This is a genomic window from Corynebacterium hansenii (assembly GCF_030408795.1).
Lineage (GTDB): Bacteria > Actinomycetota > Actinomycetes > Mycobacteriales > Mycobacteriaceae > Corynebacterium > Corynebacterium hansenii.
The window spans coordinates 2,118,744-2,134,389 of the sequence record NZ_CP047211.1; the positions used below are offsets into that span (position 1 = coordinate 2,118,744).

Annotated in this window: 3 protein-coding genes; 1 reads left to right on the plus strand and 2 read right to left on the minus strand. The window is 73.7% G+C overall.

Annotation, left to right across the window (positions count from 1 at the left end):
• Window positions 1-4 precede the first annotated feature (4 nt).
• Both CHAN_RS09270 and CHAN_RS09275 read right to left on the minus strand, forming a co-directional pair.
• Window positions 5-8,536 carry a type I polyketide synthase gene (locus tag CHAN_RS09270; RefSeq protein WP_290289031.1) on the minus strand — a complete coding sequence of 2,844 codons (8,532 nt, stop codon included), beginning with the start codon at window positions 8,534-8,536 and terminating at the stop codon, window positions 5-7.
• The gene (locus CHAN_RS09275) at window positions 8,533-14,295 is read right to left on the minus strand and encodes an amino acid adenylation domain-containing protein (RefSeq protein WP_290289033.1); all 5,763 of its coding nucleotides are present in this window, start codon (window positions 14,293-14,295) and stop codon (window positions 8,533-8,535) included. Before CHAN_RS09275 ends, CHAN_RS09270 begins: the two co-directional genes overlap by 4 nt.
• Before the next feature lie 303 nt (window positions 14,296-14,598).
• On the opposite strand from CHAN_RS09275, the gene CHAN_RS09280 reads away from it, so the two are divergent.
• Window positions 14,599-15,585 carry an NAD(P)/FAD-dependent oxidoreductase gene (locus tag CHAN_RS09280; RefSeq protein ID WP_290289036.1) on the plus strand — a complete coding sequence of 329 codons (987 nt, stop codon included), beginning with the start codon at window positions 14,599-14,601 and terminating at the stop codon, window positions 15,583-15,585.
• The last annotated feature ends 61 nt before the right edge of the window (window positions 15,586-15,646 follow it).

Here is a 15,646-nt window from a genome sequence, read left to right on the forward strand (position 1 = left end):
CAAATCATTCTCCGCCATCGACGGGCTCCTTCGTTCGGGATTCCGCGGGCGTCGGCCGCCCGCCGGATCCATGGTCTGCGCCGGGACGATCGTCCCCGGCGGGTCGTGCAACTTCCTCGCGCCCGGCATCGAGTTCATCGCCGATCCGGGCCAGGAAGCCCCCGACCAGGCGGACGACGTCCTGCAGCGCGGGGTCCTTCAGAATCGAATAGTGGTGCGCGGCGACGGTCGCCACCTCGGTGGCGGCCGGGAGGGCGTCGCCCCAACCGAGCTTTTCGACGCCCACCGCATCATCCACGCCCATCCCCACGCCGGAGTTCGCGGGGCTCTTCTCGCCGGCCTCGACCAGCAATGCGGGAACGCCGGAGAGCGTCGGTGCGCTCAGCTCCGCGAGACCCGCCAGATGCCGGGTGAACACGGACAGCCGCCGTTCGACTTCGCCGGCGGATAGCCCCCGGGCGTCCAGGGCGCGGGCCACCGACGCCGCCGGTCGCTCGGCGGTCACGGACGACGCGTCGACGTCGCCGTCGGCGAAGGCCTGGAGCGACTGCAGATACCGGCGCGCGAATTCGGCGTCGACCTCGGCCTCGTCCATGCCGGTCAGGGCCCGGATGAGGTCGGGCGAGTTCGAATCGAGCAGGATCAGGCCGGCGACGCGGACGCCGCGGCCCTTCAACAGCACGGCCAGGGTGTGGGCGACGGTGCCGCCCATCGACCAGCCGCCGAGCAGCAGGCCATCGCCGTCGCCGTCGAGGCCGTGGGTGCCGCGCTCGCCGAGTTCCCGGCGATGGGCGACGATGACCGCCGCATAGGCGTCGGCCACCGCGGCAATGTCCACGGGCATCGGCGTTCCCTCCAGGCCGGGGTCGGAGATCGCGTACACGGGGCGGTCGCCCAAACCTCGGGCGAGCCCCATGTAGCAGAGGACGTCCCCGCCGGACGGATGCAGGAGGTACAGCGGTTCGCCGGTGCCGCCGCACAGCGGCAGCACATGCGACGCCGGATCGAGCCGCGGCCGGACCCGGGCGGCCACTCCGGCCGGGGTGGGGTCGGCGAGGAAGTCCTCCGGCAGGATCTCCAGGTCGCGGCGGCTCCGCAACCCGGCGACGATGCGGATCATCGTCAACGAATCGCCGCCTTCCCGGTACAGGTCGGCATCGGCGGGAACCGGGCGGCCCAGCGCCGCGGCGAACTCCTCCGCCACCGCCGCCAGCGCCTCGGGAGAACACGTGCCCTCGTTCCACGCCGCGGTTGCGGCGGTCGGCGGCGCGGCACGGACCGCACCGGCGGCATCGGTCGCGCCGGTGCCCGCCGCCGCGCCGGCACCGCGCGGGGCCGCGGAATTTTCCGGATCCATGGGATCGACGCCGCTTTCCGACGGCCCGCCGGAGATTGCGGGTTCCTCCGTTTCCTCCATCTTCGCGAACCCTTCTCCGTCGATGAACCCGTCGACGTCGGCGAGGACGCGCTCCATCAGCCACTCCGTCACCTCGGGGCGGAATGCGCCCGCGGGGGAATCGAGGTTGACCGCGATGGACCCGTTTTCGGCGGAGGCCTGCAGGTCCAGGAGCACCTGCGGCGTCACCACGCGTTCATGCACGTCGGATTCGTCGATGCGCGCGGTGGCGGCTTCGCTGGCCCCGTCGCCGAAGCCGAGCGTGGACGTGAACACCACCGGCGCCACGACCTCTCGGGAGGCGCGATGTCGCGACAGCATGCGCGCCACCTCGACCCCGGTCACCGCGCCGTGGGCCAGGGAACGGGCCAGGGCACCGGTGAATCCATCCGGCGCACCGGAACCCCACGCCCGCGGGGCGCAGGTGATCAGCGTCGTCGTCGAGAACGGGCCGAGCACCCGGTCGATGTCCTCCGCCACCGGGCGGCGGTTGAAATACAGGACCGTCAGCAGCAGCTCCTCGTCCCCCGTGAGCGCGCACACCGCGCGCGCCCATGCGGCGCCGATGACGGCGGTCGGCGTGGTCGACCGTTCCCGGCACCGGTCGAACAGCTCCCGGGCCCGGGCCGCGTCGAGGCGCCTGGCCTCGCGGACCATGCCGTGCCCGCTGGCCGAGACCAGCGGCAGCGCCGGCGGGGCCGGCAGCGCGGGCAATTCGCCGCGCCACCACTCGGCGTCCGCGTCGCGCTTCGCCCCGTCGAGCTCGGCGACGGTGGCCGTGTAATCCGCGAACGTCAGCGACGGCTGCGGCAGCACGACGTTCGGGTCGTCGGCGAAGGTCAGCAGCTGATCGAAGAACAGGTAGAAGGACCAGCCGTCGACGAACAGCAGGCTGGCCTGCACGTGGACCCGCGCGCCGCCGCCGGGGAGCAGGTGGGCCAGCACTCGGAAGCTCGGCCAGCGGGTCGGATCGACCGGCTCGTCCGGCCAGGTGCGGCGGATGCCGTCGATGGCCCCGGAGACGGCGCCGTCGTCGGCGTCGCGCAGGTCGATGACCTCCACCGGAGGTTCGTCGAGAGCCGGGTCCCGCGGATCGAGGACGACCTGGTTGCCGTCGTCCAGCACGACGGCCCGGAGCATCGGCTGGTGCCGGATGAGCGCGCGCACCGCGCGGCGCAATGCGTCGCCGGTGACGTCCGGGTCGAAGTAGTCGACGTAGAAGTGGGCCGAATCATGGCCGAAGGCCCACCCGCCGCGGGAGCCGACCAGGTAGGCCTGCTGCAGCGGCGTGAGCGGGAACGGCTCACCGGCCGGGTGCCGCACGATGGCGGCGGGGACGGCCGGGAGGTCTGCATCGGCCACGCGGCGGGACAACGTGGCGGGCGTCGCGCCGCCGATGATCTCGTCGACGTCGGCGTCGATGCCGAGGGCCCGCAAGGCCGCGACCAGGCGGATGGCGTCGAGCGAGTCGCCGCCGGATTCCGCCCACGTGGAATCGGGGTCGACGCCGGCGCGGTCGACGCCCAAGATCCGCGCCCAGGTGGCGAGCACCGGGTCGGATTCTTCGGGCACCGGACCATCGCCGGGCACGGGGTCGGCGTCGGGCGATGCCCCGGCGTCTTCGGGCGCCCGGTCGGCGTCGTCGGGCTCCGGCCCGGCGGGCCCGTCCGCACGGGCGGCCGGCCCGTCGGGACGGCCCTCCCCCGCGGCGACGATGGCGGCGAGGTTGTCCAGGTAGGCGGCGAGGAACCCGTCCAGGCGCGCCGCGTCGAAGACGGACGCCAGCGCGTCGAACTGCACGTGGGTCGCGCCCTCCCACAGGAAGACCTGGTGGTCGAGGATCACCTGCGGCGTCTGGCTGGCGCCGCCGACCAGCGACCCGAGCCCGCGCCCGCCGGCGCCGCCGTCGACTTGGGTGCCCAGCGTCGACGTGAACACGACCGGCAGTCGGAACGGTTCCCCGTCCAGCGCGGACCTCGTCGCGAGGATCTCCGGCGCCGGCACCGTCGCGTGATCGAGGACCTCGAACATCGCGGCGCCCGTGGACCGGACGTCTACGCGGGAGTTCCCCGTGACCTCCAGCGCGCACGGCACGAGGGTGGTGAAGTCGCCGATCACGCCCCCGAACCCGGCCGGGCGGTCGAACACGGTCAGGACGACCGACAGCTCCGCCGCCCCGCTTTCCGCGGCGAGCGTGGCGGCGTAGGCGGTCAGCAGCACCGTCGTGGGCGTGACGCCCAGCCGGGCCGCCGCGAGGGTGAGCTCCTCGTCGAGGCCGGCGTCGAGCCGGTGGGTGGCACGGATGAACTCCGCGGCCGCGCCGTCGCCCGGGTCGCCGAGGTCGGGTGCGGGAGGCAGCAGCTCCGCACGTTCCTCCCAGTAGGCGGCGTCCGCGCCGGTGATGCGCAGGCTCCGGACGTGATCGCCGAAGTGGACGGACGGCGCCGGCGGCAGGGCCTCGCCGCGGTAGGCGCGGGACACCTCGTCGAAGAGGACGCCGAAACTCGCCGCATCGCAGACGAGGACGTCGACCGACCAGCCGATGTGCGCGCCGTCGTCGGCCAGCGCCACGGACACCGACACCAGGGGCCACCGGTCGGCGGGCGTCGTCCGTGTCGCATTGCGCTCGCGCCAGCGATCCAGGGCCGCCGCGGAGTCGCCCCCGCGTCGGCAGTCGGTGACGGGGACGATGTAGTCGCCGGGCTCGACCGCGTGGTGCCCCTCGGCATCGACGATGGCCCGCAGCATCGGATGCCGGCCGATCACGGCGGTCACCGCCGCGCCGAGTCGCTCGACGTCGAGGTCGGGGACGACGGTTTCCACGAAACTGTGGCAGGCGGCGGCCGCGATGCCGAAGGATCGGGTCCGCCCGGTCAGGTAGGCCCGCTGCACCGGCGTCAACGGCCAGGTCCGATTGCTTTGCGACGGCGCCGGTTCGGCGTCGCCCGCTCCCGCCCGGTCCGCGGGACCGCCGGCGGTGGTGGCGGCGTAACCATCCGCCGTCTCCGCCGCGGAGACGGCGTCGGTGCCACGCGCGTCGGCGGCGGGGGCCGCGGGGGCGGCAGCGACCCGTCCGGCCATCCCCGCGAACGTCGGGTCGGCGAGCAAATCGCGCAGCCGCATGTCCAGGCCGTGGCGATCGCGGACCTCCGCGAGGAGTTTCGTGGCCTGCAGCGAACTGCCGCCGAGGGCGAAGAAGTCGGCGTCGTCGGGGATGTCGCGGCCCAATGCCCGCCGCCACGCCGATCGGATGCCCTCGACGCGGTGTTCCGGGGACGCCGTTTCGTCGGTCGCGCTTCCGTCCGCGGAACCGGCGGCGTCAGCCGATGGGCCGTCTCCGGTGCCGAGGACCCGGTCGCCGCCCACGTCGCCCGAGCCGGCCGCGGCCCGGCCCGGCAGCGCGGCGCGGGGATCCCTGCGGGTCAGCAGCACCGTGCCATCGACGGGATGGCGGAGCAGCCCGACGACGTGGCGCACGGCGCAGTCGGCGGGGAGGGCGCCGTCGAGAAGCCGGTCGCCGAAGGAATTGGCCCCGCCCAGCATCCAGCCATCCGAGGCGATCACGGTCCAGGTGGTCCGGGTCGACGGGGGCGGCACCAGCTCGGCCGCGCGGTTCGCCGCGGCGTAGGGGGCGAGGCCCAGCCCGCCGACGTGCGCGGCGAGCGACGACATCACCAGCACGCGGCCCGGCGCGTCGGCGCCGAGCATGGCGCAGGCGTCCGCGACCGCGCCGACGACGTCGGATTTCGCCGCGAAATGCTCGCGCACCGTGTTCTCGTCGATCTCGGAGGCCTCGGAGAACGCCTTCTCGCCGACGACGCCCGTGGACACGATCACGGTGGAACCCGGCCCGCAGCCGGCTCCCCTTAGCAGCCGCGCGACGTCGTCGGCGTTCGCCGGATCGACGTGCCCGGGGCCTTCGCCGCGGGTGCCGACGAGGACGCGGACCCCCGACTCCGCCAACGCGGAACCGAGGGCGCGGCCGACGCGCCCGCCACCGCCGAGGATGACGGCGACGTCCGGCAGCTCCCACTCCCCCGCATCGAGGGCGCCGGGAGCATCGGCGGCGACGCCGGCGGCCGGCACCGGCATTTCCACCCGGGGGCCGCGCCCGTCATCGAAGACGGCCATGGCCCCGGCGGCGGCCGCCGCATCGACGGCGGTGACGTCGACGTCGCCGGCGACCGCGATGGCCCGCGCCGGGATCTCGGCGAGCAGGGAACGCAGCGCGGCCCCGACGAGACGGGCGATGTCCGGGGACGCGCACCTCAGCTCCAGGATCCGATCGGCCGCGGCGTGGCGGGCGAGGATGCCCGGCAGCGCAGCCACGGCGGACTCCGCGTCGGCGGCGAGTGAGACGGCCGTCCGGGGCCCGGGGGCCCGGCGCCCGATCGGCGGCAACGGGACCTCTCTGATGCGGTGGAACGGTCCCGCCTCTGCACCTGCCGCTCCGGAGCTAACCGCCCCGCCGGACCCGGCGGCGCCACCGGATCCACCGGATCCACCGGGAGAGTTTCCGCGTCGCGGGGAAGTGTCCGGGTCTGCGGGCCACAGCTTCCTGCGGTCGAACGGGTACGGGGGCAGCGGCACCCGGCGGCCGCGCGGCACATCGAGTTCGGCGCCGGCGGTCCACAGCTCGGCGGCGGCAGCGGCCACGGAGGCGTCCGACACCGTGCCGTCGTCGCCGGCCGCGGTGACGGTGGCGATGATGCCGGGATCGCCGGCTTCACGCGCGAGCGCCGCCAACGACGCCCCGGGGCCGACGTTGACCACGGCCACGGGGCCGCCGGCATCGCGGACGAGGGCGACCAGCGTTTCATGGAAGCGCACGGGATTGCGCAGGTGGCCGGCCCAATGTCGGGCGTCGGAAAGCTCATGCCGGTCCACCGGCCCCGCTGTGGCCGCGGAGTACGCCGGAAGCGCCGGATCGCCGGCCCGCAGCCCTTCTGCGGCGCGGAGCACCCGCGGCAGCGCCGGCTCCACGAACGAGGAATGCGCGGCTACGGTCACCGGCACCACGTCGGCGGCGTCGCCGAGGGAGGCCACCAGATCGGAAATGGTCGCGACATCGCCGGCCACGACCGTCGAAACGGGCGAATTGAGGGCGCTGATCTCCAGGGACGGGAACTCCGCGCGCAGGTTTTCCGCCATGTCCGCCCCGCCGCGGACGCGGGCCATCGCCCCCGCCGCAGTCGACGCGAGTGCGCGGGACCGGGCGCCGAGCAGCGGCGCGATGTCCCGGAAGGTCAGGGCACCGGATACGACCGCGGCGGCGTACTCGCCGGTGGAGTGGCCGATGAGCGCGGCGGGGCGCACGCCCGCGTCGATGAGCGCCTTCGCGCAGATGATCTCCGCGGCGACGAGCGCAGGCAGGCCCAGCAGCGGGTCCTCCGCCGGCACCGGGTCGAGGCCGTACGCACGCGGCGCGCAGATCGCCCGGATGTCCCCGCCGACGTGCGGGGCGACGGCGTCGGAAAGCTCATCGAGTTCCCGGCGCCACCGCGGGTGCGCGGAGACCAGGTCCTCGAGCATGCCCGCGCGCTGGGCGCCGCCGCCGGGGAACGCGAAGACCACCCGGGCGTCGGCGGAGCATTCCCGCGGGCGGACGACGTCGAGGGTGCGCCCTGTGGAATCGACGACGACCGCGCCGCGGTACGGCAGCCGCGCCCGCCCGTCCGCGAGCGTCCACGCGGCGTCGGCGGCCTCGCCCGGGTGGCGGGCGGCCCAGTCGGAGAGGGCGTCGGCGAATGCTTTCGCGGAGCGGCGGGTGGCCGCCGAATGCGGCAGCAACGCCGGCAATCCGGTGTCGACCGCACCCCCATGTCCACTCGCCCCGGCCGCATTCGGCGCTTGGGCGACGACGACGTGGCAGTTGGTTCCCCCGAAACCGAGCGAACTGACGCCGGCGACGAGGACGTCGTCGGGCTTGCCCCAGGTCCGCGGGCGATCCGCGATTCGCAGCGCGGAGCCTTCCACCGGAAGCGCCGGCGACGGCGCCCCCGTGCCGATCAGCCCGGGAAGCTCGCGGTTCCGCAGGGCGGCGACGACGGCGAGCAGACCGGCGATGCCGGACGCCGCCTCCGAGTGCCCGAGGACGGACTTCACCGATCCGACGGTGCACCAGGGGCGCTCCGCCGGGCCGAAGGCCCCGGCCATGGCGGCGATTTCCAGCGGATCGCCGAGGATGGTGCCCGTGCCATGGCCCTCGAGGTACGTGACGTCGCGGGGGTCGACGCCCGCCATCGCCTGCGCTTCGGCGATGACCTCCGCGTGGGCGGAGCTCGACGGGGCGATGAGCCCGGCGGAGCGGCCGCCGTCGTTGTTGACCGCAGACCCGCGGATGATCGCGAGGATGGGGTCTCCGTCGGCGATCGCGTCGGTGGCCCGGCGCAGCGCGACGACTCCGGCGCCCTGCGTGAACACCGCGCCCGTGGCGTCGGCCGAGTACGGGCGGGTGCGGCCGTCGGCGGAGAAGGGGCCGTCCGGCACATGGACGTATCCGCGGCCCGAAGGGGTCCGGATGGTGGCTCCGCCGGCCAGGACCAGATCCGATTCCCCGGACAGCAGCTGCTGGGTGCCCAGGTGCACGGCGACCAGCGACGTGGAGCACGCGGTCTGCACCGTGTAGCTCGGGCCGGTCAGCTTCAGCCGGTGCGCGACGCCCGTGGCCAGGTAATCGAGGTAGGAACCGAGGGACTGCTCCATGACGGACACGGGATCCGCCCCGCCCACCGGATCGAATTCCGGGAAACGGTCGTGGAGGAACGACGGGTGGGTGGCGCCGAGCACCACCCCGGCCCGCCCGATGCCGGCGCCGAACCCGTGGCCGCAGGAGTCGAGCGCCCGCAGGCACAGTTCGTGCAGGACACGCGCCTGCGGTTCGAGCAGCTCGGCTTCCCGGTCGGACATGCCGAACACCGCGGGGTCGAACTCCTCGACGGGGCCCGGGTCCGAGCCGACCGGAAGGTAGCCCGGCGCGTCCACGGGATCGCCGGGGGCTTCGCCGTCGACGGGGCCGGTGACCGGTGCTCCCGCGCGGATGCGGCGGTGCAGGTCATCCAACCCGTCTATTCCGGGGAACCGGCATTCGGCCGCGACGATCGCAACATCGGTCGGTGCGATTGCGGGGTTGGCGGTCATCGCCGTGCTCCATTCATGTCGGTGCCGGTCACGTTCGCGGGGACCGGCGCGGACCCGGTGGCCGGGTCCGCGGTGATGAGGTCGATTGCATTGCGGCGGCGCGACCCGCCGCGCAGGCGGGCGGCGTCGAGCGGCGCCCCGGAAGGCTCGCCGCCCACGGGCTTTGCGACGGAGCGGACGGCGGGATCCGGTTCGGGCGCCCGCGCCGGTTCCGCCGCCGATTCAGGTGCCGGTGCCGGTGCCGCCCCGGCCAGGAACGCGGCGAGTTCCGCGATGCTCGGGTGCGCGAAGACGTCGAGAAGCGTCAGTTCATGGCCCGCGGCGACGAGATGGTTGCGCAGCCGGACGAGGTCCGCCGACGCCGCGCCGACGTCGAAGAAGCCGCGGGACCGATCGGCCGCGCCGATGGCGGTGCCGAGGATGCCGCCGAGCCCCTCCGCGATGACGCGCTCGATCCGCACCGCACCGCCGGCACCGCCCCCGAGAGGTTCCGCGGGCGCGGGGTCCGGTGCCGCCGCGCCCGCGGTCGGCGGCGCGACGCGGGAGGTTCCCGTGAATGCCGGCGTCTCGAAATTGCCGCGGGAAACGTCCACCGGCCGCAGCACGGAAGCTCCATCCGGGAGGAACGACGAGGGCCGGACCAGGGCGTCGGAAAGCCGCAGCGCCCCATCGGCGATGGCCCCCAGCGCGGCGGCCATGCCCTCGGCGATGGCGTCGCCGGCACCCGCCTGGAGCGCATCGGCGGCATGATCGACGATGATGGCCAACCCGCCGTCGCGCCGGAACACCTGCACGTCGACGAGCACCTGCGGGGTGGACGAGATCGCGTCGACCGTGCGGCCGAAAGCGCCCAGCACCTCGGACTGGTCTCCCCCGGAACCGAGCCCCGAGGAGTAGACGATGGGCGGCACCGGGCCATCCACCGGGCCCCCGCCCGCCCCGGCGCCGCGCTCGGCGGCGGTTGCCGGATCGGCGGCGCCCGCGTGCGCCCGGTCCGCGGCGTCGACGAGGATCCCGGTGAGGTCCCGCGCCCGGGCGGCCATCGGGCCATCCAGCGCGGGCAGGACGACGGTCGACGTGTACTCGCCGATGACCCGCTCGTGTCCGCGGGGCCGCGACAGCACCGTGGCGACGATGGGTTGGGCGGGGGAACCGGTCACCGCGCCCGCGACGGCGGAAACCGCCGCGGCGATCAGGCCGTCGAGCGTCGCGGATGCTTCGCGGGCGCGAGCGGCCAGCGCGTCGGCGGCCGCGGAATCGACGAACGCACGCGAGCGGGCGAAGCGCCCGGACGTCGGCGCGGCCGCGGGCAACAGCACGGGCGCCGGCCCGGCGGATCCCCCGACGGATCGCTCCGAGGCACCGCCGATGGCGCGGGTGCCGCGCACGGGCGCCGACGCCAGTGCCCGCGCATGCCCGAGGAAGGACGCCGCCGGCGGATCGAGGCGCTCGCCGCGGTAGGCCCGCAGCAGATCCTCCGCGAGGACGCGGGCCCCGATCACGTCGCAGAAGAGCATGTCGATGGACATGTGCAGGCGCCAACCGTCGTCGAGCCGACTGGCGGCGAGCCGGAGCCACGGCTCGCCGAAGGGCTCGGCCACGCCGCGGCGGCCTTCCGCGCGCACCGCGGCGAGGTCGCGCTCCGGATCCGCGCTGCCGCGGAAATCGCGGTACGCCACGTGCGGGCGACACGCCGGATCGATGATCTGCGATCCGTCGGCGCGGACGGTCAGCGACAGCGCCGGATGGGCGGCGACCACCTCATCGAGGGCGGCCCGCAGCGCCGCGACGTCGAGCGATTCCATCGCGACCTCGGTGTAGTAGTGCGGGGTCACGGGGTCGACGAGCCACTCGTCCGCGCGACCGACCAGGTATCCCAGCTGCAGCGGCGTCAGCGGGGCCGGGCGGAGGTCCGGCTCGGGGACGGCCGGCGCGACGATCCCGGCCGACAGCTCCACGGTGCACAGGGTCTCCCCCGTCCCGGGCTCGGCGATCACGTCCACGCCGTCGGCGACGCTCGCGCGCACGGACCGCAGCCAGTGGCCGACCCTGAGGAACTGCTCCTCCAGATGCTCCCCCGTTCGCGGGAACTCGGCGCGGAAGCGCCCCCCGGCGGCCACGCCCGCGGCGAGGAGATCCCCTTCCGGCGGCTGCTCGGCGACGACCCCGCCGCCGGACTCTTCCGTCTCCCCGACGTTGCGCCGCTCGGCGGCGGGGGCCGGGACCGCCGGCTGCTCGTCCACGAGCCCGGCGGCCTCGAGCGTCCGCCGCCACGGGCGCGACAGCAGTTGCGCCAGCGGGGGCCGCTGCCCGGTGCGGTCCTCGATGACGTTGGCCATGCGCACCAGTTCGAGGGAACCGATGCCCAACTGGGTGGGGGTCAGATCCCCGTGATCGTCGGCGGCGGGTGCGGGCTCGGCGGCGGCAGCGGGGACCGGAGCGGAGGGGAGGATATCGGCCGGGGTTCCGGCCGGGGTTCCGGCGACGGCGGGTGCAGGCCCAGCCGGCGCGGGCGGAGCGGTCGGAGCGGCCGGAATGTCCGGCGCAGCGGGAGCGGCCGGTGCAGCCGGAGCGGCGGCCCCCTTCTCCCACGGATTCGGCAGCGCCTTGTGGTCGATCTTCCCGTTGGCGGTCACCGGCAGCCGGTCGTGGACCATGAACCGGGAGGGGATCATGTACGTCGGCAGCAGCCGCCCGAGTTCCGCCCGCAGCGCGCCGTCGTCGATGTTCTCCGGATCGGCCGGCACCACGTGGGAGATCAGGCGCTTGCGGCCCGAGGCGTCCTCGGGAGCGGCGGAAACGGCGGCGCGCACCGACGCGCACCGGGACAGCGCGGCATCCACCTCGCCGAGTTCGATGCGGAAACCGTTGATCTTCACCTGCCGGTCAACCCGGCCCAGGAAACGGATCTCCCCGTTCGGGAGCCACTCGCCCATGTCACCGGTGTCGTAGAGCCGCTCGCCCGTGCGCGGATGCACGCGGAAGCGCTCGGCCGTGCGCCCGGGGTCGCCGATGTACCCGCGGGCCACCCCGGCACCGCCGATGTGCAGATGGCCGGGGACGCCGATCGGGGCGGGATCGCCGTCGTCATCGAGGATCCGGAACCACTGGCCGCCCAGCGCGGCGCCGTACGGGATCGACGGCTGGAACTCGTCGCCCGGCGCCACGGGGTGGTGGATGGACCAGATCGACGCCTCCGTCGCCCCGCCCAGGCTGTAAACCCGCGCGTTCGGCGCGAGCTCCCACAGGCGCCGGGCCAGCGTGACGGGAATCCAGTCGCCGGACAACATGACCAGGCGGAGGTGCCGCAGGGCTTCCTTCGCCGGCTCGGGATCGATCTCCGCGTATTCCACCAGCATTTCGAGCAGCGGCGGCGCCGAGTTCCACACGCTGACCCGGTGCCGCGAACACAGTTCGAGCCAGTGCGACGGATCCCGGAGCTTCTCTCCGTCGGGCAGCAGCAGCGCGCCGCCGGCCCCCAGGACGCCGAAGATGTCCCACACGGACAGGTCGAAGCTCAACGCCGACAACCCGAGCACGACGTCGGAATCGGCGAGCCCGAAGCGCACGTTGACGTCGTCGATGGTGGTGCGGGCCTGGTCATGCTCGATGGCGACGCCCTTCGGTTCGCCGGTGGAACCGGACGTGAAGATCACGTACGCGAGATCCTCCGGGCCGGGTTCGATTCGGTCGGCCGCATCATCCGGCGCGGAGCCGCCCGCGCCACCGGGCTTCTCCGTGCCAACGTCCCCCGAGCCGAGGTTCTCCGTGCCGAGGTCGATGCGCGCGACGCCTTCCGCGAGCTCGACCCCGTCGTCGGCGATGCACAGTTTCGCGCCGGACCTCGCCGCGACGGCGGCGACGCGGCGGGAGGGCCACGAGGGATCGACGGGGATGTAGGCCAGGCCGGCCCGGACGATGCCGGTCACGGCGGCGATTTGATCCCTCGACTTGCCCATCTGGACCAGCACCGGGGCACCCGTCCGGTATTCGCCGATGTCCCGGGCGGCGGCGGACACCGCGGCGGCGACGGCGTCGGCGCACAGGTCCAGTTCCGCCCTGCTCCACGTGCCCTCGGCGTCGATGACGGCCGTGGCCTCCGGCGCCGCACCGGCGCGCTCGCGGAGCAGGGCGTCGATGGCGGGATCCCCGGCCGTGGCCGACCGGGGGCGCTGCACCTCATCGGGGTGGCGGAACCACGGATCGGTCGCGAGGGCGGCGTCGTCCCAGGCGGCGGCGTCGGCCAGCGCCCGGATGGCGGCGACGGCCACGCCCAGCGCCGTGTCGCCGAATCCCTCCGGCAACGCCGCGTCCACGCAGTCCCAGGCCAGCACCAGGTCGCCGTCGCGTTCCCAATGCAGCAGATCGGCGAGCACCTGCGGGGTCTGGCTGACGCCCCAGCGGGGAATCCCGGGCCAGTGGGCGGGACCGCCGCCGTGGCCGATGGCGGAGGTGAACACCACGGGGAACTCGGGCAGGGCCGCCGCGTCGTCCGCGGGAGCCCCTTCCCCGGACGCCGCGGCCGCGCGCATCCTCATGATGTCCGCGGACGTGACCGTGGCGTGCTCCAGCGCATCCCACAATTCCCGGGTCGCGGCGGCCGCCCGCGGCCCCATGGCACCGCCCGGTTCGCCCGCGTCCACGACGCCTGTGCGGGTGTAGTCGCCCACCGGGGCGTCGCCGGTGCCGTCGGGAGAGAAGAACGTGGCCCCCAGGCTGAACCGTTCCCGCGTTCCCGCGCAGCGCAACGCATGCGTCGCCACCGCCAACAGAGCGCCCGACGGGCTGGCGCCGTGCGCCCGCGCGTTGTCGCGGAACTTGGCCCACTCCGGCGCGGGGATGGTCGCTTCATGGCGGTGGAACCGCGGCGGCCGCGCGGCATCGGCATCGACTTGCTCGTCAGTCAACGGCCCCGGGTGCAGCTGCGGAGCCTTCTTCTCCCAGTGCGCGAGATCGGCGGGGGCCGGCGCCCCGGGCAGGCCGTTGACGATTTCCGGGAACGTGGTCGTCTCCTCGCCCAGATCGGCGCCCTCGAGGGCCCTGCCCCAGTCGTCGAGCACCCTGACGATGCCCGGGAAATCGATGAGCACCACCTCGAATCCCACATGCACGCGCACCGTCCGATCATCGATGACGCCCACTTCGACATCGTGGACCGGCCATTGCGCGAGATCGGGCACACGCCGGGCGAGGCGCTCCCGGATCGCCTCCGTCGGCTCATCGCTCACCGCGATGCGGTGCACCCCGCGCTCCTCCGGAAGACGCTGGAGCCCGTCGCGGCCCACGATGGCGCGGAGCATCCCGTGGCGGTCGACCACGCGGTTCCACGCCTCTTCCAGATGCCCGACGAAGGCGGTGCGGTCACCGTCGTGAAGCAGATCGAACTCCAGGTAGAAGCGGGTCGAAATCCCGCCGAGGGGGTAGTCCCCGTGGCGGCCGACCCAGTACGTGGCCTGAACCGGGGTCAGCGGCGACGAGTCCCGGTCCACGGGGCCCGGCGCGACCTCCGCACGCACCGGCGATTCCGGTGACGGCGCGGCGCCGCCGACGGTGCGCGAAACGGTGTCGGCCAGCTCGGCGGCGGGCGCGTCCCGGAGGAATTCCGACAACGGGACGTCGACGTCAAACTGATTGGCGATTTCCCGCTGCACCCGCACCGCACCGAAGGAATCCAACCCCTGGTCGATCAACGACTTCCCCGGATCGAAATCCCCCAGCACCCCCGCGAGCAGTTCCTGCAGCTTCTTGGATTCGATCACCGGTCTCCTTCTGCACCATCCAAGGTGACATGTATTCTAATTGCCAATGGTTTCCAATAGGCGCCAAATGTGGGACACGCTACATCACGCGGGCTTCGCCCACCATTTCCTGTGTCACACCTCACACATTTCCATTCACGCAGTTAGATGCGCATTTTCTTTGATTTGCAACGATGCCCGACGCACCCTCCGGAGCGAATGCTAAAGGTTAGGCTTGCCTACAGATAGGCATCATCGGGACTATACGATAAGTTGATTTCCACGTGGTGTGAAACGCACCGCCATCGACTCCGAGGAGCTACCTTGACCGGCAGACAATCACCCCCGAATCCGGGCCCGGAAACATGCGACGTCGCCATCGTCGGAGGCGGGGCCGCGGGCCTGGAGTCCGCGCTCGTCCTGGGCCGCCAGGGCCGATCCGTCATCGTGTTCGACTCCGGCGATTACCGGAACGCGCGGTCCACCGGGGCCCACATGCTCATCGGGATCGAGGGCACGCCGCCGGCCGACATCCGCGCGCGGGCGCGCGACGAGCTCGCCGCACTGGACACGGTCCGCTACCGCCGCACCGCCGTCACGGACGGGCGGGCGGATGCGGAACGCGACGGGGTCGAGCTGGCCTGCGACGACGGCACGGCAATCTTCGCCCGCCGCGTCATCGTCGGATCCGGGCTTCGCGACGTCATCGACGGACTGCCCGGCCTGTCGGAATCGCACGGCCGATATTCGTTCCACTGCCCGTACTGCCACGGCCACGAAGCACGGGGCAAGGACATCGTCGTCGTCTCCGTCCCCGGGACGCCGCCGATGAAAGCCGCGTATCAGGCCCTTTACCTCCGCGACCGCATCTCGGACCGCGTGCGGCTGCTCGCGGAACGCTCCTCGATCCCCGAGGTTCTGCTGGCCGCCCTGCCCGAAACGGGCGTAGAGCTCATCGACGGCGCCGCCACCGGAATCTCCGGCGAGCCGGGGACGGTCGAGGTGACGTCGACCTCGACGGGACCGCTCCAGTGCGAGGTCGTCTTCGCCGTGCCGCCGACCGTCGCGGGCGGAGACCTCGGCGAACGGCTCGGCGCGGAGATGAACGGCGGCTGCATCGTCGTCGACGACCACGGCAGGTCTTCGGTCCCGCAGGTGTTCGCCGCCGGCGACTGCGCCGTGCGCCGCGGCGAACCGGAACCGCTGACCTTCGTCGCCCAGGCGATCGGCGAAGGACAGAAGGTCGCGGTGTGGGCGGATCAGGACCTGTTCATGTCCGATCCCCGCATCCCCGTCCCGACGGCCCAGTAGCCCCGTGGCCCCGGCCACCGACCACCGGCCACCGGCCACCGGCCACCGACCACCCGGACCA

What these genes read in the sequence shown, in the direction of transcription:
- CHAN_RS09270 (WP_290289031.1), bottom strand. Translation starts at nt 8,536, where the DNA reads ATGACCGCCAACCCCGCAATCGCACCGACCGATGTTGCGATCGTCGCG.